Annotated in this window: 18 protein-coding genes, 1 tRNA gene and 1 pseudogene; 9 read left to right on the top strand and 11 right to left on the bottom strand. The window is 72.1% G+C overall.

Annotation, left to right across the window (positions count from 1 at the left end; genetic code table 11):
• Positions 1-881, bottom strand: a pseudogene (locus OFY01_RS03560) (tetratricopeptide repeat protein); the annotation flags it as partial.
• A 290-nt stretch (positions 882-1171) separates the two neighbouring features.
• Between OFY01_RS03560 and OFY01_RS03555 the strand changes: the two are divergent.
• Positions 1172-1531 (top strand): hypothetical protein, encoded by a 360-nt coding sequence (locus OFY01_RS03555; protein WP_266596193.1) that lies wholly within the window; start codon positions 1172-1174, stop codon positions 1529-1531.
• 33 nt (positions 1532-1564) lie between these two features.
• A complete protein-coding gene (locus tag OFY01_RS03550) occupies positions 1565-2488 on the top strand; it encodes a spermidine synthase (RefSeq protein WP_266596192.1) in 924 nt (307 codons plus the stop codon).
• Between the two features lie 39 nt (positions 2489-2527).
• On the opposite strand, the gene OFY01_RS03545 is transcribed toward OFY01_RS03550, so the two are convergent.
• Positions 2528-3169: a hypothetical protein gene (locus OFY01_RS03545; protein ID WP_266596191.1), complete on the bottom strand. Its 642-nt coding sequence runs from the start codon at positions 3167-3169 to the stop codon at positions 2528-2530.
• A 123-nt stretch (positions 3170-3292) separates the two neighbouring features.
• Here OFY01_RS03545 and OFY01_RS03540 point away from each other — a divergent pair, with 123 nt between their 5' ends.
• From OFY01_RS03540 to OFY01_RS03530, 3 genes are all read left to right on the top strand, one after another.
• Positions 3293-4057, top strand: coding sequence for a response regulator transcription factor (locus OFY01_RS03540; RefSeq protein ID WP_266596190.1), 765 nt, complete (start codon positions 3293-3295; stop codon positions 4055-4057).
• Positions 4054-5508, top strand: a complete 1455-nt coding sequence (locus OFY01_RS03535) for a sensor histidine kinase (RefSeq protein ID WP_266596189.1) — start codon at positions 4054-4056, stop codon at positions 5506-5508. The genes OFY01_RS03540 and OFY01_RS03535 overlap by 4 nt, the downstream gene beginning before the upstream one ends.
• Positions 5509-5616: 108 nt before the next feature.
• Positions 5617-7119, top strand: coding sequence for a glycoside hydrolase family 18 protein (locus OFY01_RS03530; protein WP_266596188.1), 1503 nt, complete (start codon positions 5617-5619; stop codon positions 7117-7119).
• 64 nt (positions 7120-7183) lie between these two features.
• Here OFY01_RS03530 and OFY01_RS03525 read toward each other — a convergent pair whose 3' ends face one another.
• The 4 genes from OFY01_RS03525 to OFY01_RS03510 form a co-directional block, all read right to left on the bottom strand.
• A complete protein-coding gene (locus OFY01_RS03525) occupies positions 7184-8638 on the bottom strand; it encodes a GH1 family beta-glucosidase (protein ID WP_266596187.1) in 1455 nt (484 codons plus the stop codon).
• Positions 8639-8823: 185 nt separating this feature from the next.
• Positions 8824-9711: a carbohydrate ABC transporter permease gene (locus OFY01_RS03520; RefSeq protein ID WP_266596185.1), complete on the bottom strand. Its 888-nt coding sequence runs from the start codon at positions 9709-9711 to the stop codon at positions 8824-8826.
• Entirely contained in the window at positions 9708-10604 is an 897-nt protein-coding gene (locus OFY01_RS03515; protein ID WP_266596196.1) for a carbohydrate ABC transporter permease, read from the bottom strand. The genes OFY01_RS03520 and OFY01_RS03515 overlap by 4 nt, the downstream gene beginning before the upstream one ends.
• A 128-nt stretch (positions 10605-10732) precedes the next feature.
• Positions 10733-12064, bottom strand: coding sequence for an ABC transporter substrate-binding protein (locus tag OFY01_RS03510; RefSeq protein WP_266596183.1), 1332 nt, complete (start codon positions 12062-12064; stop codon positions 10733-10735).
• Between the two features lie 262 nt (positions 12065-12326).
• Between OFY01_RS03510 and OFY01_RS03505 the strand changes: the two genes are divergently transcribed.
• Complete coding sequence (locus tag OFY01_RS03505; protein ID WP_266596181.1) at positions 12327-13382, top strand: LacI family DNA-binding transcriptional regulator; 1056 nt, start codon at positions 12327-12329, stop codon at positions 13380-13382.
• Positions 13379-13762 (top strand): hypothetical protein, encoded by a 384-nt coding sequence (locus tag OFY01_RS03500; RefSeq protein ID WP_266596179.1) that lies wholly within the window; start codon positions 13379-13381, stop codon positions 13760-13762. Before OFY01_RS03505 ends, OFY01_RS03500 begins: the two co-directional genes overlap by 4 nt.
• 15 nt (positions 13763-13777) lie before the next feature.
• Here OFY01_RS03500 and OFY01_RS03495 read toward each other — a convergent pair whose 3' ends face one another.
• The 5 genes from OFY01_RS03495 to OFY01_RS32500 all read right to left on the bottom strand — a co-directional run bounded on the left by OFY01_RS03495 (position 13778) and on the right by OFY01_RS32500 (position 17632).
• Complete coding sequence (locus OFY01_RS03495) at positions 13778-14473, bottom strand: hypothetical protein (protein ID WP_266596177.1); 696 nt, start codon at positions 14471-14473, stop codon at positions 13778-13780.
• A 194-nt stretch (positions 14474-14667) separates the two neighbouring features.
• A tRNA-His gene (locus OFY01_RS03490) sits at positions 14668-14740 on the bottom strand.
• A 91-nt stretch (positions 14741-14831) separates the two neighbouring features.
• Complete coding sequence (gene orn, locus OFY01_RS03485) at positions 14832-15452, bottom strand: oligoribonuclease (RefSeq protein WP_266596175.1); 621 nt, start codon at positions 15450-15452, stop codon at positions 14832-14834.
• Positions 15453-15539: 87 nt separating this feature from the next.
• A complete protein-coding gene (locus OFY01_RS03480; protein WP_266596173.1) occupies positions 15540-16796 on the bottom strand; it encodes a helix-turn-helix domain-containing protein in 1257 nt (418 codons plus the stop codon).
• 389 nt (positions 16797-17185) lie between these two features.
• Positions 17186-17632, bottom strand: coding sequence for a hypothetical protein (locus tag OFY01_RS32500; RefSeq protein WP_407700271.1), 447 nt, complete (start codon positions 17630-17632; stop codon positions 17186-17188).
• Positions 17633-17985: 353 nt separating this feature from the next.
• Between OFY01_RS32500 and OFY01_RS03470 the strand changes: the two genes are divergently transcribed.
• Both OFY01_RS03470 and OFY01_RS03465 read left to right on the top strand, forming a co-directional pair.
• Entirely contained in the window at positions 17986-18510 is a 525-nt protein-coding gene (locus tag OFY01_RS03470) for a universal stress protein (protein ID WP_266596171.1), read from the top strand.
• 171 nt (positions 18511-18681) lie between these two features.
• Positions 18682-19263 carry a GPR1/FUN34/YaaH family transporter gene (locus OFY01_RS03465; protein ID WP_266596169.1) on the top strand — a complete coding sequence of 194 codons (582 nt, stop codon included), beginning with the start codon at positions 18682-18684 and terminating at the stop codon, positions 19261-19263.
• Positions 19264-19435: the final 172 nt, after the last annotated feature.

Here is a 19435-nt window from a genome sequence, read left to right as displayed (position 1 = left end):
CGCGTCGCCGCCTGCGCCGCCCGCACCGCCTCGCGCGGGCGGCCCGCGTCACGCGCGAGGAACGCCGCGTTGCAGAACGCGTGCGCCTCCAGGGCCGGATCGCCCGCCATCCGCGCGGTGGCGAGCGCCTCCGCGTAATGCGAGCGCGCGTCTTCGAAGCGGCCCGAGTCGTGCGCCAGCCAGCCCACCGAGATGGCCAGTTCGCCAGCGCCCGCCAGAAGCCGATCGGCGGCCTCGCGCTGCGCCGCGCCCGTGTCGAGCAGCTCGAACGCGGTGCGCAGCGGCGCCGCGGCCCGCCGGTACAGGCCGTCCCCGCCGTGCCGGTCGTCGAGCAGCCGGATCCGCCGGATCGCCTCCTCCACGGCGCCGATCCCGGCCCGCGCCGGATGCCGGTCGAGGGGGGACGCCGGTGGCGCGGCGCCGGGGGCTGCCGTGACGGGCGGCGCGCCGAAGGGCGCGAGGGCGGCGACGGCCACCGTGGCCGTCGATCCGGTCATGCCGGTCATGAATGCGCGACGCCGCACGTCGCTCTCCTCTTGGTACGTGTGTTCGTGTTCGGTGGGGGCGTCCAGAGGTGGGCGCGCGCCCCGGCCGCGCACGGACGAACGAGGCGCGAAGCCCAGGTCCGTGAGGGTCCGGCCGGGGAACATGTGCAGGAACACCCGCTCGTAGGCGTAGTTGGGGCAGCGGATCTCGCCCGCCTCCACGCGCCCGACGTAGCGTGCGTCGCAGCTCACCCGCTCGCCGATCTCCCGCGCGGCGCGCCGCACCGCGGCCGCGAACTCGCCGGGCGAGCGCTGTCCGCGCAGCCGCCGGAAGGCGAGATTGGGCCGTGGGGACTGCGGCGCCGCGGTGTCGGGAAGATTCGGCGACGACGTCATGGCGGGTCCTCTCGTGCGAACCGTGCCGGACGTCAAGGGATCGAAGGACCCGAGCAACCGAGGGGCAAGCGCCACCGTATCGTTCGGCGTCCGTGCGACACCCTTGTCCCGGCGAGGCTCGAAGGTACCGGCTGTCACGGACCCGCCACACGATGTTTGGCTACAAACCGGATATCTCACCCACGATCTGCCATGAACTGCCATCCTTTGCGGCGGAGTACCGCCGTAGCTGTTGACAGACACGCGCGTTGAACCATGCGGCGAAACCCCATCTCCTGAGGAGAGGTCCCATGGCGGCACTTCCCACCTGCGACCTGGTCACCGTGCCGGCCCGGCAGGGCCTGGAAGCGGTCGACATCCTGCGCCGCGGCGACGCGGAGACGGTCGGCCCCGTGTTCCACGACGGCGGCGGCGACACCCTCGGCTTCCTCGTCCCGCCCGGCACCGCCGACGGCTGGGACGTGCCCGGCAGCGCCTGTACGCAGACCGAGCGAGCGCCCGAGCCCCCGTCGGCCGGCACCGACTGGCTGCTGCCGCCGGAGCCCGGCGCCGACCCCGACGACGCCACGCTCGTCACCGACCCGGCCGTGCTGCGCGCAGCGCTCGACGAGGCCGCCCGGCTGATCGAGGCCGCCGACAACTGCCGCTGAGCCGATCGCCGCTCCGCCCCGGATAATGGGCGAATGGCAAGGTCACGCGGGTCACGCGGGTCACACACGAACGAGAAGCAGAGCCGCACGGGCGGCAGCGGCGGGGGCGGGCGCGGCCGGGCGGCCCGCGAGCCGGTCGTCGAGACCGTCGACGGCGGCCTCGCCGAGCTGATACCCGACCGCGACCGGCCCGCCGCGTGGACCCTCTACCTCGACGGCGCCCCGCAGTCGCACGTCGACCTCGACGACCCCACGTACCTCTCCTTCGAGTACCAGCGCCGCATCGGCCACGCCATCGACCTCGCCGCCGAGCCCGGACGGCCCGTGCACGCCGTGCATCTCGGCGGCGGCGCCTTCACCCTCGCCCGCTACGTCGCCGCGACCCGGCCCCGCTCCACCCAGCAGGTCGTGGAGCGCGACGCCCCGCTCATCCAGCTCGTGCGGGCCACGCTGCCGCTCGACCCGGCGGCCCGCATCAGGGTCCGTACCGCCGATGCCCGCGAGGGGCTCGGGCGGCTCCCGGACGACCGGGCCGACCTGCTCGTGGCGGACGTCTTCGGCGGGGCCCGCACCCCGGCCCACCTGACCAGTACGGAGTTCCTGGGGGAGGTGCGGCGGGTGCTGCGGGTGGGCGGGACGTACGTGGCGAACCTCGCCGACGGCCCACCGCTCGCCCACCTGCGCGCCCAGATCGCCACCGCCGCGGCCGTCTTCCCCGAACTCGCCCTCGCCGCCGACCCGGCGGTGCTGCGCGGCAAACGGTTCGGCAACGCGGTCCTTGTGGCCTCCGCCCACCCCCTGCCCGTGGCCGATCTCACCCGGCGGGCGGCGGGGGACCCGCACCCCGGGCGGGTACTGCACGGGCGCGAACTGACCGACTTCGCCGGGGGAGCGGTGCCGGTCACCGACGCCGCGGCCAAGGCGTCGCCCGCGCCACCGGCTTCGGTGTTCCGCTAGTGCGGGGCGACGGTACGGGGCGACGGCACCGGGCGACGCTCAGTACTGGTCGATCTGCACCGTCGGCTTGTGGTCGTGCCACGTGCAGAACACCGACACCCTCTCCTGGCCCGAGGCGAACTCCACCCGGATCCACGTCGGCTGCTTCCACACCTGCACCGACCAGCCGGAGGCCGGTGTCGCCGAGACGAGTTTCGCCGATGTGCCGCCGATGTCGAAGACCACCCGGCCGCCTCGGGTCGGGTAGCTCTTCACGGTGCCGGACGAGGTGCCGGACGCCGCCGCTCCCGACGGTGGCCTGGTGGGCGGGGGCGACGTCGACGCCGTGTGCGACGGGCCGGTGCCGTCCGACGGGTGCGCGGGCGAGGACGGGGCCGGGCGGTGCGTGGAGGAGGCGATGGGTGACGCCGGGCCGTCGTGCGAGTCGTCCGTGTGCCCGTCGCCGTTCCCGTGCGCGTCGCCGTCGCCGGTGTCCGTCGAGACCGGCAGGGCCCTCGGCGGGTCGTACGCCGTGCCCGCCATCACCGTGTGCACGCCCCACCACGACAGGGTCACCGCGGCCCCCGTGGCCAGCAGCCACGCGCCCGCCGCGGCCAGGCTCCGGGCCGGCGGGCGGAGACTGCGCAGGGGCTTGCGTTCGGGCTTGCGGGGCCGGGGTTCGTCGGAAGGCGTCGGGTGCATCGCGGGCCATACTGCACCACACGCGCCGCTACTGTCCCGTGCGGCCGAAAGCCGTCCGGAGCAGGGGCCGGGCCGTCACCCGGACCCGGCCCGGTGTCGCCCGAATGGCGTACGGTGCCGCCCATGGCAAGTGTGCTCGTGGTCGAGGACGACCAGTTCGTGCGCTCCGCCCTCATCCGGCATCTGACCGACGCCGCACACACCGTGCGCAGTGTCGGCACCGCCCTTGAGGCGCTGCGCGAGGTCGCTCATTTCCGGTTCGACGTGGTGATTCTCGATCTCGGTCTACCCGATCTGGACGGGGCCGAGGCGCTGAAGATGCTGCGCGGCATCACCGACGTACCCGTGATCATCGCCACCGCACGCGACGACGAGGCCGAGATCGTCCGGCTCCTCAACGACGGCGCCGACGACTACCTCACCAAGCCGTTCTCGCCCGAGCACCTCACCGCCCGGATGGCCGCCGTGCTGCGCCGCGCCCGCGGCAGCGCCACCGCCGAACCGCCCTCCCGGCTGATCCAGGTCGGCGGCCTGACCGTCGACCCGCTGCGCCGCCAGGCCGAACTCGACGGGGCGCCGCTCGACCTGACCCGCCGCGAGTTCGACCTGCTCGCCTTCCTCGCCGGGCGGCCCGGCGTGGTCGTGGCCCGCAAGGAGCTGCTCGCCGAGGTGTGGCAGCAGTCGTACGGGGACGACCAGACCATCGACGTCCACCTGTCGTGGCTGCGCCGCAAGCTCGGTGAGACGGCGGCCCGGCCGCGCTATCTGCACACCCTGCGCGGCGTCGGCGTGAAGCTCGAACCCCCGCACACCGAACCCCCGCACACCGAACCCCCACGCGCCCGACCCCCACAGCCACAGCCGCCGCACCCAGGGCCGTACGCATGAGATGGGCGCTGGTCAAGGTCTGCCTGGCCGTGACGGTCATGGTGGTCGTGGCGTTCGCCGTGCCGCTCGGCCTGGTCATCAAGGAGATGGCGCGCGACCGGGCGTTCTCCAACGCCGAGCGGACCGCGGCCGCCATCGGCCCCACGCTCTCCATCACCTCCGACCGCGACCAGCTCGCCCGCGCCCTGGCCACCGCGCAGACCGGCGACGGCGACCGGATGTCCGTGTACGTACCGGCCGCCGGCGGCAACCCGGCCATCCGCCTGGGCAAGCAGCGCGTACCCGACGACAAGCTCACCCACATCACCCGCGCCACCGTGCAGGACGTGCCGGGCGGCTCGGTCTGGTTGCAGCCGATCGCCGTGAGCACCGGGAAGATCGCCGTCGTCGGCGTGTACGTGCCCGAGGCCGAGGTCACCAACGGTGTGGCCACCGCCTGGGTCGTGCTCGGCGGCGTCGGGATCGCGCTGATCATCGGCTCCGTCGCGGTCGCCGACCGGCTCGGCGTGCGGATGGTGCGGCCCGCCGCGCGGCTCGCCGGGGCCGCGCACGATCTCGGCGAGGGCAAGCTCGGGGCGCGCGTGAAGGAGGACGGGCCGAGCGAACTGCGGCTCGCCGCCGCCGCGTTCAACGCGATGGCCGACCAGGTCGTGCAGCTGCTCGCCAACGAGCGGGAGCTGGCCGCCGACCTCTCGCACCGGCTGCGCACCCCGCTGACCGTGCTCCGCCTCAACGCGGCCTCGCTGGGCGACGGGCCCGCAGCCGACCAGACCCGGGCCGCGGTCGAGCAGCTGGAGCGGGAGGTCGACACCATCATCCGCACCGCCCGCGAGGCGAAACCGCAGACCGCACCGGCCGGGCCCGGCTCCGGCTGCGACGCCGCCGAGGTGATCCGCGACCGGATGGCGTTCTGGTCGGCGCTCGCCGAGGACGAGGGCCGCAAGGTGAGCGTGGCCGGGGTCGACCGCCCGGTCCGCATCCCCGTGGTGCGCGGCGAACTCGTGGCCGCGCTCGACGCCCTCCTCGGCAACGTGTTCCGGCACACCCCGGAGGGCACCGCCTTCGCGGTCGACGTGCACAGCGGAGAGGACGCGGTGATCGTGCTGGTCTCGGACGCGGGGCCCGGCATCGCCGACCCGGCCGCCGCCATGGCCCGCGGTGGAGGCAAGGGCACGGGCACCGTCGGCGGCGAAACCGTCGGCTCGACCGGTCTCGGCCTGGACATCGTGCGGCGCCTCGCCGAGTCGACCGGCGGCGACGTACGGATCGGCGCGTCCGTCCTCGGCGGCACCGAGGTCCGCGTCTGGCTGCAGCTCGACGGGCACGGCGCCGGTCAGGCGCGGCGCGGCCGGGGCCGCGGACGCGGCAGGGGGCGGAGCGGAAACGGACATCGCGGACGGGAACGCAGAGGTCTCGCCCCGTCCTTTAACCGGTCCCGATCCCTTCCTTAAGCCAGCCCTAAGATCCGCAACCGCCTTCCCGGTTGCCCGATTTGACGGGTTCCGGCTCGCTAGCGTGCTGCCGCACCCCAACCCCCGTACAGCTAAGGCAGGCACGCGATGAGCAGCACGCACCGGCGCAGGGTCAGCGGCAGGAACAAGGCGATAGGCGGTGTGGTCGCGGCGGCCGTCGTGGGCGGCGGCGCCTTCCTGTTCGCCTCGAACGCGTCCGCGGCCTCGGTGGGCGCCACGTTCAGCAGGACCAGCAGCTGGTCCGGCGGGTACACCGGCCAGTACGAGATCAAGAACGACACGGACCGGGCCAAGTCCGGCTGGACGCTCACCTTCGACCTGCCGCGGGGCGCGAGGCTCAGCTCGCTGTGGAACGGCGAGTCGACGGTCTCCGGGCAGCAGGTCACCGTGAAGCCGCCCTCCTGGGCGAAGAGCATCGCCGCGGGCGCCTCGCTGACCGTCGGCTTCGTGGTCTCCGGCGACGGCTCCCCGACGTCCTGCACCATCGACGGCGCCAAGTGCTCGGTCGACGACGGCTCGACGCCGGAGCCGTCCGGCCGCCCGACCGCGAGCGCGACCTCCGCCCCGACGGCCTCCCCGACAGCCTCCGCGTCCGCGTCCGCGTCCGCCTCCACGTCGGCCGCGCCGACCAGGTCCGCGACGGCGAGCCCGTCGACGTCCGCGTCCACCGGCTCCGGATCAGGGTCCGGCACGACGTCGGCCGCCGGGTTCGCCCCGTACGTCGACACGTCGCTGTACCCGTCCTTCGACCTGGTCTCATCGGCCAGGGCGACCGGCGTCAAGGAGTACAACCTCGCCTTCATCACCTCCGGCGGCGGCTGCACCCCGAAGTGGGGCGGCGTCACCGACCTGGGCAGCGACAAGGTCGCCGCGCAGATCGGCGACCTGCGCGCGGCGGGCGGCGACGTCCGCGTCTCCTTCGGCGGCGCCTCCGGCACCGAACTGGGCGAGGCATGCTCCTCGGCGAGCGACCTGGCGGCGGCCTACCAGAAGGTCATCGACCAGTACCGCCTCACCAAGGTCGACTTCGACATCGAGGGCGGCGCCCTGCCGGACACGGCCGCCAACACCAAGCGCGCCAAGGCCATCGCGACGCTGCAGAAGAACAACCCGAGGCTGAACGTGTCGTTCACGCTGCCCGTCATGCCGGAGGGCCTGACCTCCGACGGCGTGAACTTCCTGAAGAACGCCAAGTCCAACGGCGTCAGGACCGACCTCGTCAACGTCATGGCGATGGACTACGGCGCCTCCTACGACGGCGACATGGGCGACTACGCCGAGCAGGCCGCCACCGCCACGCACGGGCAGCTCAAGAGCGCGCTCGGCCTGTCGGACACGGCAGCCTGGAAGGCCGTGGGCATCACCCCGATGATCGGCGTCAACGACGTCTCGGCCGAGACCTTCAAGGTCGCCGACGCCACGCAGCTGGTGAAGTTCGCCCAGGCCAAGGGCCTCGGCGGCCTGTCGATGTGGTCGGCCAACCGCGACAAGCAGTGCGCGGGCGGTGCCTCGAACTGGGCGCAGCCGACGTGCAGTTCGATCGAGCAGCCGGCGAACGCCTTCCAGAAGGCGTTCGCGGCCTTCCGGTAGCCCGCGGCGGGCCGTCGCACGCAACACGGCCCCGGCCGCCCCCCATGCGGCCGGGGCCGGCGGGTCACCCGGGCAGCTCGCCCGTCCGGGCGACCCCGCTGTACCAGGCCGCGCTCGACTTCGGGATGCGCGCCTGCGTCTCGTAGTCGACGTACACCGCGCCGAACCGCTTGCTGTACCCGTACGCCCACTCGAAGTTGTCGAGCAGCGACCACAGGAAGTACCCGCGTACGTCCGCGCCGCGCGCCACGGCGTCGTGCACGGCGGCGAGATGGGCGTGCAGGTAGCGGATGCGGTCCGGGTCGTGGACCCGCCCCTCCGCGTCGACCGTGTCCTCGAACGCGGCACCGTTCTCCGTCACGTACAGCGGCACGCCCGGTGCCTGGGCCGTGTAGTCGAGCAGCAGGTCGGTCAGGCCGGTCGGGTCCACCGGCCAGTTCATGGCGGTGAGTTCACCTGGCGCGTGGTGGAAGGCGACGCGCTCCGAGCCAGGCCAGGGGGAGTGGTCGCTGGCACCGTGCCCGTCGAGCCGGGGCCCCGTGCCGCCGTCGCGCGGGGCGGAGACCACCGCGGGCGTGTAGTAGTTGATCCCGATGAAGTCGAGCGGCTGGTGGGCGGTGGCGGTGTCCCCGTCCCGGACGAAGGACCAGTCGGTCACGCCGGCCGTGTCGGCGAGCAGGTCCTCCGGGTAGGCGCCGCCGAGCAGCGGGCCGGTGAAGACGCGGTTGGCGAGCGCGTCGATGCGGCGCCGGGCGTCCAGGTCGGCCGGGTCCTCGGTGAGCGGCCTGACCACGCTCGGGTTGAGGCTGATGCCGATGTTCGCGCGGGCCGGCACCGTCTCGCGCAGCGCCCGCACGGCGAGGCCGTGACCGAGGTTGAGGTGGTGCGCGGCGCGCAGCGCGGCGACCGGGTCGGTGCGGCCCGGCGCGTGCACGCCCGAGCCGTAGCCCAGAAAGGCGCTGCACCAGGGTTCGTTGAGCGTCACCCAGTTGTGCACCCGGTCGCCGAGCGCACCGCCGACCAGCGCCGCGTACTCGGCGAACCGGTGCGCGGTGTCCCGCTCCGGCCAGCCGCCCGCGCTCTCCAGCTCCTGCGGCAGGTCCCAGTGGTAGAGCGTCGCCATGGGCGTGATGCCGTGCGTCAGGAGTTCGTCGACCAGACGCCGGTAGAAGTCGAGCCCGCGCTGCACGGCCGGCCCGCGCCCGGTGGGCTGCACGCGCGGCCACGCCACGGAGAACCGGTAGGCGGTGAGCCCGAGGTCGGCCATGAGCCGCACGTCGTCACGCCATCGGTGGTAGTGGTCGACGGCGACGTCACCGGTGTCCCCGTCGAGGACCTTGCCGGGCGTATGGCTGAAGGTGTCCCAGATGGACGGGGTCCGCCCGTCCTCGGTGACGGCCCCCTCGATCTGGTACGAGGCGGTGGCGGCGCCCCACATAAACCCGGCGGGAAACCGGACAGGGGCGGAGGCGTCGGTGCGAGAAGAGGGGGAGGGGGAGGAGTGATTGGTGGTAGTCATAGGAGCGCTCCCATGGATGGGTGGAGGGTGCGGACGGGCGGCTTCTCAGGGGCGCGCGGCCGTGTCGTCGGTACGCGGCCGCGCGGCGCGGGCGAAGGAAGCGGCCACCGGCCGACGGAGGACGAGGAGAGGACGACGCACAGAACTCGGCGGATGCCTGGTCCGGCCGGTCACCGGAGGCACGGTCACCCCTTCACGGCCCCTTGCATGATCCCGCCCACGATCTGCTTGCCGAACAACAAGAAGGCCACGAGCAGCGGCAGCGTCCCCAGCAGCGCCCCCGCCATGATCACGGAGTCGTCGGGGATGTAGCCGGTTCCCAGCTCGTTCAGGGCGACCTGAACCGTGGGATTCTGCGAGTTGAGCGCGATGATCGGCCACAGGAAGTCGTTCCAGGCCATCACGAACGTCAGCAGGCCGAGCACGGCCATCGCGGGCCGGGCCGCGGGAAACACGACGTGCCACACCACGCGCAGACTGCTCGCGCCGTCCATCCGCGCGGCCTCGATCAGCTCGGTCGGCAGCGCCTGGACCAGGTACTGCCGCATGAAGAACGTGCCGAACGCGCTGACCAGCGTGGGCAGGATGACGGTCTGGAGGTGGTTGGCCCAGCCCAGGTCCGTCATCCACAGGTACAGCGGTACGACGGCCAGCTGCGGCGGCACCATCATCGTGCCGATCGTCAGCAACAGCAGCAGTGACGAGAACCGGAACCGCAGCTTGGCGAAGGCGAATCCGGCGAGCGTGGAGAAGAGCACCGTACCCGCGGTGATCGTCGACGCCACGACGATCGAGTTGAGCATCGCGGTGCCCATGCCCGCCTGGTCCCAGGCGGTCCCCAGGTTCTTGAACAGGTTCCCGCCGAACCAGAGGGGCGGCGGGGTCTGCGCGAGCCGCGTGTTGGTACGGGAGGCGGCGACGGCCGTCCACACCAGCGGCGCGAGCGAGACGAGTGCGAACAGCACGAGGGCGGTGTACGTGACGGGCCCCGCGTGCAACTGCTTGCCCGCGCCCATCACACGGCGGCGTTGCCGCTGCGGCCCCCGAGGAAGGGTCACATCAGTGGTGGTCATTGAGAAGACTTCCTCAGCCATCGGGAGACGAGCAGATTGATCGCGGCGATCACCAGCAGGATCAGGAACATCGACCAGGCGATGGCGGACGCCTTGCCGAGGTTGCCGATCGTCCAGCCCTGGTCGTACATGTACAGACCGAGCGTCTGGTACTGGTGCTCGGAACCGCCCTTGGCGCCGCTGACCCCGCCGAACAGCAGCGGCTCGGCGAACAGCTGGGTCGCGCCGATGGTGGAGACGATGACGGTGAACAGGATCGTCGGCCGCAGCATCGGGATCGTCACGTGCCGGAACTGCTGCCAGCGGCCGGCGCCGTCGAGCGCCGCCGACTCGTACAGGTCCGCCGGGACGGCCTGCATCGCGGCGAGGTAGATCAGCGCGTTGTAGCCGGTCCAGCGCCAGATCACGATGGACGACACGGCCAGCTGTGAACCCCAGTTGGACTCACGCCAGTTGACGGCGCCGATGCCCACCTGGTGCAGCAGCCAGTTGGCCATCCCGGTGTCCGGCGAGAACAGCAGCACGAAGACGAGCGTCGCCGCGGCGGCCGACGTGGCGTACGGGGTGAGCATCACCACGCGCCAGATCGTCGACCCGCGCAACCGGTAGTTGAGCATGTGCGCGAGCCAGAGCGCGGCCGCCAGCTGCGGCACCGTGGAGAGCACTCCGATGGTGAACGTGTTCTTCAGGGCGTTCCAGAAGAAGTCCGACGAGAACAGGTTCCGGTAGTTGTCCAGGCCCGCCCAGGTCTGGGTGGACAGGGACGACAGCTGCACGTGGTGCAGCGAGTACCAGGCGGTGTAGAGCAGCGGCACCAGGGAGAACGCGCCGAAGATCAGGAAGAAGGGCGCGATGAAGGCGTACGGCGACGCCTTCGTGTCCCAGCGGTACAGGCGGCTGCGCCACGAGCCGTCGCCCCGGCGCGGCGCACGCGGCGCGCGCGACGTACGCGAGGTACGTGACGCGCGCCGTGTGGGTGCCTCGTCGGAGGTGGTGGAGGCGGTGGAGGCGGTCGGACTGCTCACTGGCCGAGCACGTCCTTGATCTCCTTGGACGCGGCGTCCCAGCCCTGCGCGGGCGACTTGCCCTTCTGCTCGACCTGGAGGATGCCGACGTCGGTGATGGCGCTGCCGATCGGCTGGTCCTTGGCGCCGTGGTACTGCGACGGGATCGTCTTGGCCGAGGCGGAGAAGATCTGGGTCAGCGGGGCGCCGGAGAAGTACGCGGTGGTCGCCGCGGCGGGCTTCAGCTTCGGGTAGGCCGCCGGGGTCGAGGGGAAGCTGGCCTGCTTGGCGAAGACCTTCTCCTGCTGGGCGGGCGCGGTCAGCCACTTCGCCAGGGCGATGGCCTCCTTCCGGTGCTTGCTCGCCTTCGGCACGCCGATGAACGAGCCGCCCCAGTTGGACGCGGTCGGCGCGGCCGCCACGTCCCAGTTGCCCTTGCCGGAGTCGCCCGACTTCTGCTCGATGTAGCCGATCATCCACGCCGGGCAGGCGATCGAGGCGAACTTGGCGTTGGCGAAGCCCTGGTCCCACGGCTTGTCGAACTGCTTCAGCTTGGCCGACATGTCACTGGTCGCCACCTCCATGGCGGCGTTCCAGGCGCGCTTGACGCCCGGCGACTTGTCCCAGACGACCTTGCCGTCCTTGTCGTAGTACGCGGTCGACTCACCGCCGATGGCCGCGTTGTAGACGGAGGAGGCGGAGTCCACGAACTTGGTGCCCTTGGGGGCGTGCTTCATGTAGTCCTTGCCGACGTCGACGTACTTGCTCCAGCTGCCCTTCCACATGTTCGCCAACTGGTCGCGGTCGGTGGGCAGTCCGGCCTTCTTGAAGAGGTCCTTGCGGTAGCAGATCGCCATCGGCCCGATGTCGGTGCCGAGCCCTATGAGGCGGCCGTCCTTCGTGGTGGCCTGGGCGAGCTTCCAGTCCAGCCACTGCGACTTGTCGACGTACTTGCCCAGGTCGACGAACTTGTCGCCCTGCGTCTGCACGGCGTCCGTGATGTTGCCGACCTCGATGGCCTGCACGTCGTCGGTGCCGGAACCGGCCTGCAGGCGGGTGACCGTCTTCGGCCAGTAGACGTCGGTGCGGGTGGTGACGTTCTCCTTGATGGTGATGTCCGGGTGGAGCTTCATGTACTCGTCGTAGAGTCCGGCCTGCTTGTAGCCGAACGTGCCGAAGGTGCCGACGGTCAGCGTGGTCTTCCCGCCGCCGCCACCGCCGCTTCCGCCGGAGCCACTGTTGTCATCGCTGGCGCACCCGGCGAGCAGCCCTGTGGCCAGGGCGGCGACGGCCGCGAGGGCCGTCACGCGTCGGGATCTACGGGTGCGGGTACGGGCAGTCGTGCGCATGTGCGTCCTCCAGGTACTCCAGGTACTCCGTGCTGCGGGTTCCGGCTGGTGCCGATTGTGCGGCCTCTGTACGCGCGGCCTCTGTACGTGCGGCTTCTGTACGTGCGGCTTGTGTACACGAGAAGTAGGGTGGGAGCGCTCCCATAAGTGATGTGTTGAAGGTTCGCCCCTCGGCCCGGGGGTGTCAAGACACCGGACGCCGTCACGTGGGTGCGTTTATCGGGCTGTTAGATTCCGCCTGAGACCTGGGGAGGTAGGAGTCATGACGGCTCACGGCACACACGGCAGACGCCCGACCCTTGAGGAGGTGGCGGCGCGGGCCGGTGTCGGGCGCGGCACGGTCTCCCGGGTCATCAACGGATCGCCGCGGGTCAGCGAGCAGACCCGGGCCGCCGTGGAGGAGGCCGTGGCCGAGCTCGGCTACGTGCCCAACACCGCTGCCCGCGCCCTCGCGGCCAACCGCAGCGACTCCATCGCGGTGATCGTCCCGGAGGCCGAGTCCCGGTTCTTCTCGGAGCCGTACTTCTCCGGGATGGTCGGCGGTGTCGGCCTGGCGCTCGCCGACACCAACCTCCAGCTGCTGCTGACCTTCGCGCGCGGCGAGCGCGAACAGGACCGCCTGACCGCGTACCTGGCCGCGCACCGGGTGGACGGCGTGCTGCTGATCTCGGTCCACGCCGACGACCCGCTGGCCGACCGGCTCCTCCAGCTGGACATCCCGACGGTGATCAGCGGCCCCCGCTCGGCGGACGAGCCGCTGCCCTCCGTGGACACGGACAACTACGAGGGGGCCCGCTCGGCCGTGGCCCACCTGGTGAGCCGGGGCCGCCGCTCGATCGCGCTGATCGCGGGCCCGCAGAACGTGTACGGCGCCGAACGCCGTACGGCCGGATACGTGGACCAGCTGGCGGCGGACGGGATCGCGTACGACGAGAAACTGGTGGCCTACGCGGACTTCACCGAGGAGATGGGCCGCCGCCGCATGGCCGAACTCCTGGAGCGCGCCCCCGGCCTCGACGCCGTCTTCGCCTGCTCGGACCTGATGGCCTCCGGCGCCCGCCAGGTGCTGCGCGAGGCGGGCCGGCGCATCCCGCAGGACGTCTCCCTGGTCGGCTTCGACGACTCGGTCATCGCCCGCCACATGGAGCCGGGCCTCACCAGCGTCCGCCAGCCCACCCGCGACATGGGCCGCGCCATGGCGGAACTCCTCCTGGACGAGATCGCGGACGCCGCGGCCGGCAAACGCTCCTCGGTCCGCCGCGGCACGCCCCGCCATCTGGTGCTGCCCACGGAGCTGGTGGTGCGGGGATCGTCATGACCACAAACGACCGAACCCGGGACAGCCGAAACCCGGACGGCGGCGCCGTTCTTGAGGGTCCGGGGGCCTGCCCCCGCTGCGAGGACCCCGACGAGCTGTCCGCCTTCGAGGAACGCTGGGCGCTCGTGCCCCGGCCCGGCGCCGTGGCGTGGGTCCTGGCGGCGGTCTGCGGTCTGCTGGGCACGCACGCCGCCGTACGCGGTTCGGTCCCGGCCGCGTCGGTGCTGCTGGCCGCGGCCGGGACCATGGCGGTGTCGGGTGCGCGGGGGCTCGCCCGGCGGACGAGCCGGGCGAGCCGGGCGGACCGGGTCCACTGCGCGCGATGCTCGGTGTGGTTCTCCCCGGGTGACGTGGCGACCGGTGGGTGGCGGCGCGCCTAGGGCGTGGCCGGACGGTCAGTACTGCCAGTGCGGCATCCGGCTGTCCGTGCTGATGTAACGGCAGTGGATGATCCGGCCGTTGGCGGCGCGCGTGGAGCTGCCCACGTCGGACTTGCGGCAGTACTGGCCCGCGTCGTAGCAGTTGCCCGAGCCGGACAGGATCGGGCCGCACGAGGTGTGGGAGCCGCCGCTCGAGCCGGTGCTGGTGGAGGACGTGGTCCGGGACGTGGGCCGCGAGGTGTGGGTCGGGGTGGGCTTCGGGAGCGGCTTGCCCGCGCAGTCGTGCCCGTCCCGGGCGATGAGGAACGCCACGTCGAAGTCGGGGTTCAGCCCGTCCTTGTCCAGGAGCTGGCGGCAGACCTTCTCGCTCTTCGCGTACGAGGACGCCTTGGCGCCCGGCGAGGTGACCGTGGCCGAGGCGTCGGCGAGCCGCACGGAGTAGGTGAGGCCGTGGTGCCGGGCGGCGGCGACGGCGTCGCCGACCGGCTCGCCTGCGTAGGAGCGCAGCGAGACCGTGACGGTGGGTGTGGGGGACGCGGTCGCCTTGCTCGCGGTCGGCGTCGGGGTGGGGCTCGGCGCGGTGGAGGCGCTCGTCCGCGAGGCGGAGGGGGTGGCGCCGGCGTCGGGGTGAGCGGTGTTGTCGGCCTTGCAGCCGGTCAGGAGGAGCGCGGCCGCGGCGAGTGCGGCCGGTATCAGGGTGCGTATGCGCACGGGCGGTCCTTCGGCGTGAGTGCGGACGGCGGAGCGCCGCGTCGGGGCGGTGAGTATGCCAAGGAGGCCACGCGCTTCGGAACACCGGCTTCACAATTTCGCCACATGTATGAGGGGAATGGCCGGATGGGGTGGTGCGAGACGGTACGACGAAGGCCCCGACTCGTTTCCGAGTCGGGGCCTTCGCCCTTCAGGGTGAGTGACGGGACTTGAACCCGCGGCCACCTGGACCACAACCAGGTGCTCTACCAACTGAGCTACACCCACCATGCCCGGTCGTTCGGTGTGTTCTCCCGACCGGCCGAGAAAAAGTGTACAGGGTCCGAAGGGGTGCTCGCGCACCCCTTTCCGATGGGGCCTATTCCGCGGGTTCCGAGGCTTCCGCAGGCAGGACGTGCTTCGCGGCGATCGTCCTCGCCGTCTCCGAGTCCGGTCCCGGCTGCGGTACGAAGATCGCCTCGCGGTAGTAGCGCAGCTCCGCGATGGACTCGCGGATGTCGGCGAGCGCGCGGTGGTTGCCGTTCTTCTCCGGACTGTTGAAGTACGCCCTCGGGTACCAGCGGCGCGCCAGCTCCTTGACCGAGGACACATCGACGATCCGGTAGTGGAGGTAGTCCTCCAGGGTCGGCATGTCGCGCAGCAGGAATCCGCGGTCGGTGCCCACGGAGTTCCCGCACAGCGGGGCCTTGCCCGGTTCCTTGACGTGCTCACGTACGTACGAGAGGACCTGGTCCTCCGCGTCGGCGAGCGTCGTGCCGCCCGCGAGCTCGTCGAGCAGGCCCGACGCGGTGTGCATCGCGCGCACCACGTCCGGCATCGTCTCCAGGGCCTCGGCCGGCGGGCGGATCACGATGTCCACGCCGTCGCCGAGTACGTTCAGCTCAGAGTCCGTGACCAGGGCGGCCACCTCGATGAGCGCGTCGTTCGCCAGCGAGAGCCCTGTCATCTCGCAGTCGATCCACACCATGCGATCGTTCATGCGCCCAACCCTACGGCCCGAGCCGTCCGGCGGGCAGTCGCCGGACGGCTCGGTGCGGGCGGGGAGGACGGCCCCCCCGCGGCCTGCTCAGGCCTGGGCGCGCCCCTGGTGGCCCGCCGGGACCGCGGCGACGGACGTGGCCACCGGCCCGTGCGCGGTCGCCGCGGCCGCGGCCCGCCGGGACTGCGCCGGCACCGGACCCGGTCCGGACTGCGCCACCAGCGGCTCCGCGGGACCCGGCACGGGGGCCGGCTCGACCGGCGGCTTCTCCGGCGGCTGCTTGGCCGCCGCGGACCCCGGCGCCTCGCCCTGCTGCGGCCTGCGCGCCCGGTACGCCGCCCGGTACGCGGCCGGGGACGAGCCCAGCTGCCGCCGGAAGTGCCCGCGCAGCGCGACGGGGGAGCGGAAGCCGCAGCGGCCCGCCACCTCGTCCACCGAGTACTCGGACGTCTCCAGGAGCCGCTGCGCCTGCAGCACCCGCTGGGTGATCAGCCACTGCAAGGGAGCGCTCCCCGTCAGCGAGCGGAAGCGCCGGTCGAACGTGCGGCGGCTCATGTAGGCGCGCGCGGCCAGCGTCTCCACGTCGAACTGTTCGTGGAGGTGCTCCAGCGCCCAGGCGACGACCTCGGCCAGCGGGTCGGAGCCGATCTCCTCAGGTAAAGACCTGTCGAGATAGCGCTCCTGGCCGCCGGTCCTGCGCGGAGGGACCACCAGACGGCGGGCGAGCGCGCCCGCCGCCTCGTTGCCGTGGTCCGAGCGCACTATGTGCAGGCACAGATCGATCCCGGCCGCGGTACCGGCGCTGGTCAGCACGTCGCCGTCGTCCACGAAGAGCTCGCGCGGGTCCACATGGACCGACGGGTACCGCTTGGCCAGGGTCGGCGCGTACATCCAGTGCGTGGTCGCCGGCCGGCCGTCGAGCAGGCCGGCCGCGGCGAGCACGAACGCGCCGGTGCACAGGCCGACGATGCGCGCGCCCTCCTCGTGCGCCCGACGGATCGCGTCGAGTGCCTCTTCCGGGGGCGGCGCGGTGATCGAACGCCAGGCGGGCACGACGACCGTGCCGGCCCGCGAGATCGCCTCGAGCCCCTGTGGTGTGGTGAGTTCCAGGCCCCCTGTGGTCCGCAGAGGTCCCTCTTCGCCCGCGCACACCAGCAATCGGTAGCGCGGAACTCCCGCGTCCTGGCGGTCGATTCCGAACACGGAGAGCGGAATGGAACTCTCGAAGATGGGTCCGCCGCTGAAGAGCAGCACCGCGACGATCTCGCGCCGCCTGCGCCCTGACAGCTTACGAGCCGCCGCCTCCTGCGCGGTGGTCGTCGCGGTGGTGGAGTCGTGGCTCATCCTGCTAAGCCCCCCTCGGTGATCGCGGCTCCCTCAAAACTTTGACGGGCTGTTCGCTCCTGCACGTTTCCCCTCGGTCCTGCAGAGTCCCCCGCCGTCGGACAGTCATGATCGAATCTACTGCTTCGCGTGGTCTCGCCGTGACCAGTTAAGGACCCGGCACATTGTCGACATGACAACGTGGCGTGAAGCATTCGATCACGAAGCGTTGCACTCGCGCGCGTTGCTGGGAAGAACGCCTTCACCCGGTGGCCGGTCCCTGCGGGGCCGATGCGGCCTTCACCCCCCTTTCGCCCCAGGTGGGAGGGGGGTTGAGGGTGGTCTCGGGCAAGGGTGGGGGGCATAGGTGAAGTTGGCTGAAAATCTACGGGGTGGTGCGCGTAATCGCGTCAGTCCACGGGCGCGCTCCGGGCCGTCTGGTGGTCGCCGCGGTGCGCCCCCGTTCCGCTTCTGCCGTGCCGGCCGCGGTGCGTGGAACATGGTTCACTTCGCAACCGTGCGGCACCGCGTTCGGACTGGCGCAGCAGTACTCGGCACGCGGCGGTCACGGCGGCGAGCCCCAGGGCCGCGCCGATCGCGCCCGCGGTCGAGCCGCCGTACCCGACGAGGACCAGGGGTACCAGGACGCAGCTGAACGCCGCCCAGCGCACCACGTCGCTCGTGCCGTCCGTCCTGCCGTCCGCCTCGCGGTCCGTGTGGTGGTCCGTGCGGCGGCCCGTCCGGTGATCGCCGGGGTTGCCGGGCCGGCCGGTGCGGCGGTCCGTCCGGACCGGTGGCGTGTCCTGGGCGTGAGGGGTCGTGCTGGTGTGCGACGCGGGTGAGGTCCGTACGGACACTGCGTACTCCCTGGGTGCTTGGTTCGGAAGTTCAACGCGCGGGCGTCGCCGCCGGTCACTCGGACTGCCCCCCAAGAGGCGACAAAGGGGCCACAAGGGTGCGCAAACCGCCTGTACGGGGCAGCCACCATTGCCAGAGGGGCGGGGCCTCGGGCATGCTCCCCTGAACGCGCGGAGCAAGACCCGTCGACGGGAGAGCACGGGCCCGACAGCGGGCCGGAGTCTGGGCAGGGGAGGAGTGTCGCCGTACCCTTGGGGTAGGGGGTTGGGAAGATGATTCCCGGACACGCGCTCCGCCGAACAGTTGTCATTCCCCTCATACAGAGGCCCACGAGGTACACGCCGAGACACTCATGGCCGGTCACGAATTCCCCGAACCCGCGGACCGCAAGCGGCAGGTCGCCGATCCGACGACGACCCCCCGAGCGGCGGAAGAGCCCCGTCACGCCTGTGACCCCGCCTTCAAGCACGGCGTCGTCGTCGGCTTCGACGGCTCGACGTCGAGCGAGCGGGCCCTGGCGTACGCGATCGGCATGGCCCATCGGTCCGGTTCCGGTCTGATCATCGTTCATGTGGCCAACCGGCTGCCGACCACCGTGTGGGCGGGCTGCGAACCCCCGGTCTTCGTCGACGTCCCCGACCACCGCACCGAGGTGCTCGGCCTCGAACTGGCCTGCGCCGAGTATCTGACCGAGGTGCCCTGGATCCTCGTCGAGCGAGGCGGCGACATCTGTCACGAGCTGGAGGAGGTCGGCCGCGAGTACTGCGCCGACGCCATCGTCGTGGGTTCCACGCACGGGCTCGTCGGGCGGATCTTCGGTTCGGTCGCGGGGCGGCTCGCGCGGCGCGCGCAGCGCCCGGTCGTCGTCATTCCGTGACGCCGTTCGCGGCGGCGCTTCCTGACGTCCGTCCGTAACTCGCCCCCGTCCTGGGCGAGATGGCATAAATCTACTCGCGCGTAGAGGTGGTTTGTGCCCTTGTGAAGGGTACATACCGGTCGCTGGGCAAACAGCATCGTCCCAGTTCGACCCGCACGAAGGGAGCCCGCTGTGGACAACGACGTCTCCGCGGGAAGCACGGCCAGCGCCGCGTCCGTCTCGACTCTCGGGCAACTCGCCCTAGGAATAACCCTGTTGGCCTTCGGTCTCGGTCACACTCAGGTGATCCACGGCGTCACGGCGGCCGACGCCGTGTCGATCGCGACCTATGTGGGCGGGGTCGCCTTGTTCGTCGCCGGCCTCTTCGCGCTGCGCGAGGGCGGGCTCACCGGCGCGGCCTACGCCGCTCTCGGCGCCTTCTGGTTCACCTGGGGCGTCAGCTCCGGCGCGGCCGTCTCCGCCAACGCGGCGGGCCTGTTCATGCTCCTGTTCGCGCTGCTCGCGCTGAGCCTGACGGTCGGCTCCGCCGGGGCCGGCACGTTCGTGCGCGGCACCTACGGGGCGATGTTCGTGGCGTTCGTGCTGCTCGCCGTCGCCGCGTTCGGTGACACGCAGGGGCTCGCCAAGGCGGGTGGCTGGATCGCCGCGGTGGGCGGACTGCTCGCGTGGTACGGGGCCACGGCGGCGGTGGGGCACCTGCCGACCGCGCTGCCCGGGCGCGCTGCCGGCCGGGGAGTGACGGCCCACGGCTGACAGCTGCGGGTGCGCCGGGTTCGGGCGGCCCGGCGCACCCACGTAGGGGCGGGGCCCGTGCGTCTGGTGGCACGCGCGGGCCCCGCCTTTTGCGGCTTCGCGCCGCGGGGCCTGTTCCTTTCTCCCGTGTGCGCGCCCTCATGGGCTGGTCGCGGGGGGGGGGGGGGGGGGG

The sequence above is a fragment of the Streptomyces beihaiensis genome, assembly GCF_026274175.1.
GTDB lineage: Bacteria > Actinomycetota > Actinomycetes > Streptomycetales > Streptomycetaceae > Streptomyces > Streptomyces beihaiensis.
The sequence above is the reverse complement of the archived record's forward strand: the minus strand, read 5'-3'. Positions and strand labels throughout refer to the sequence as shown.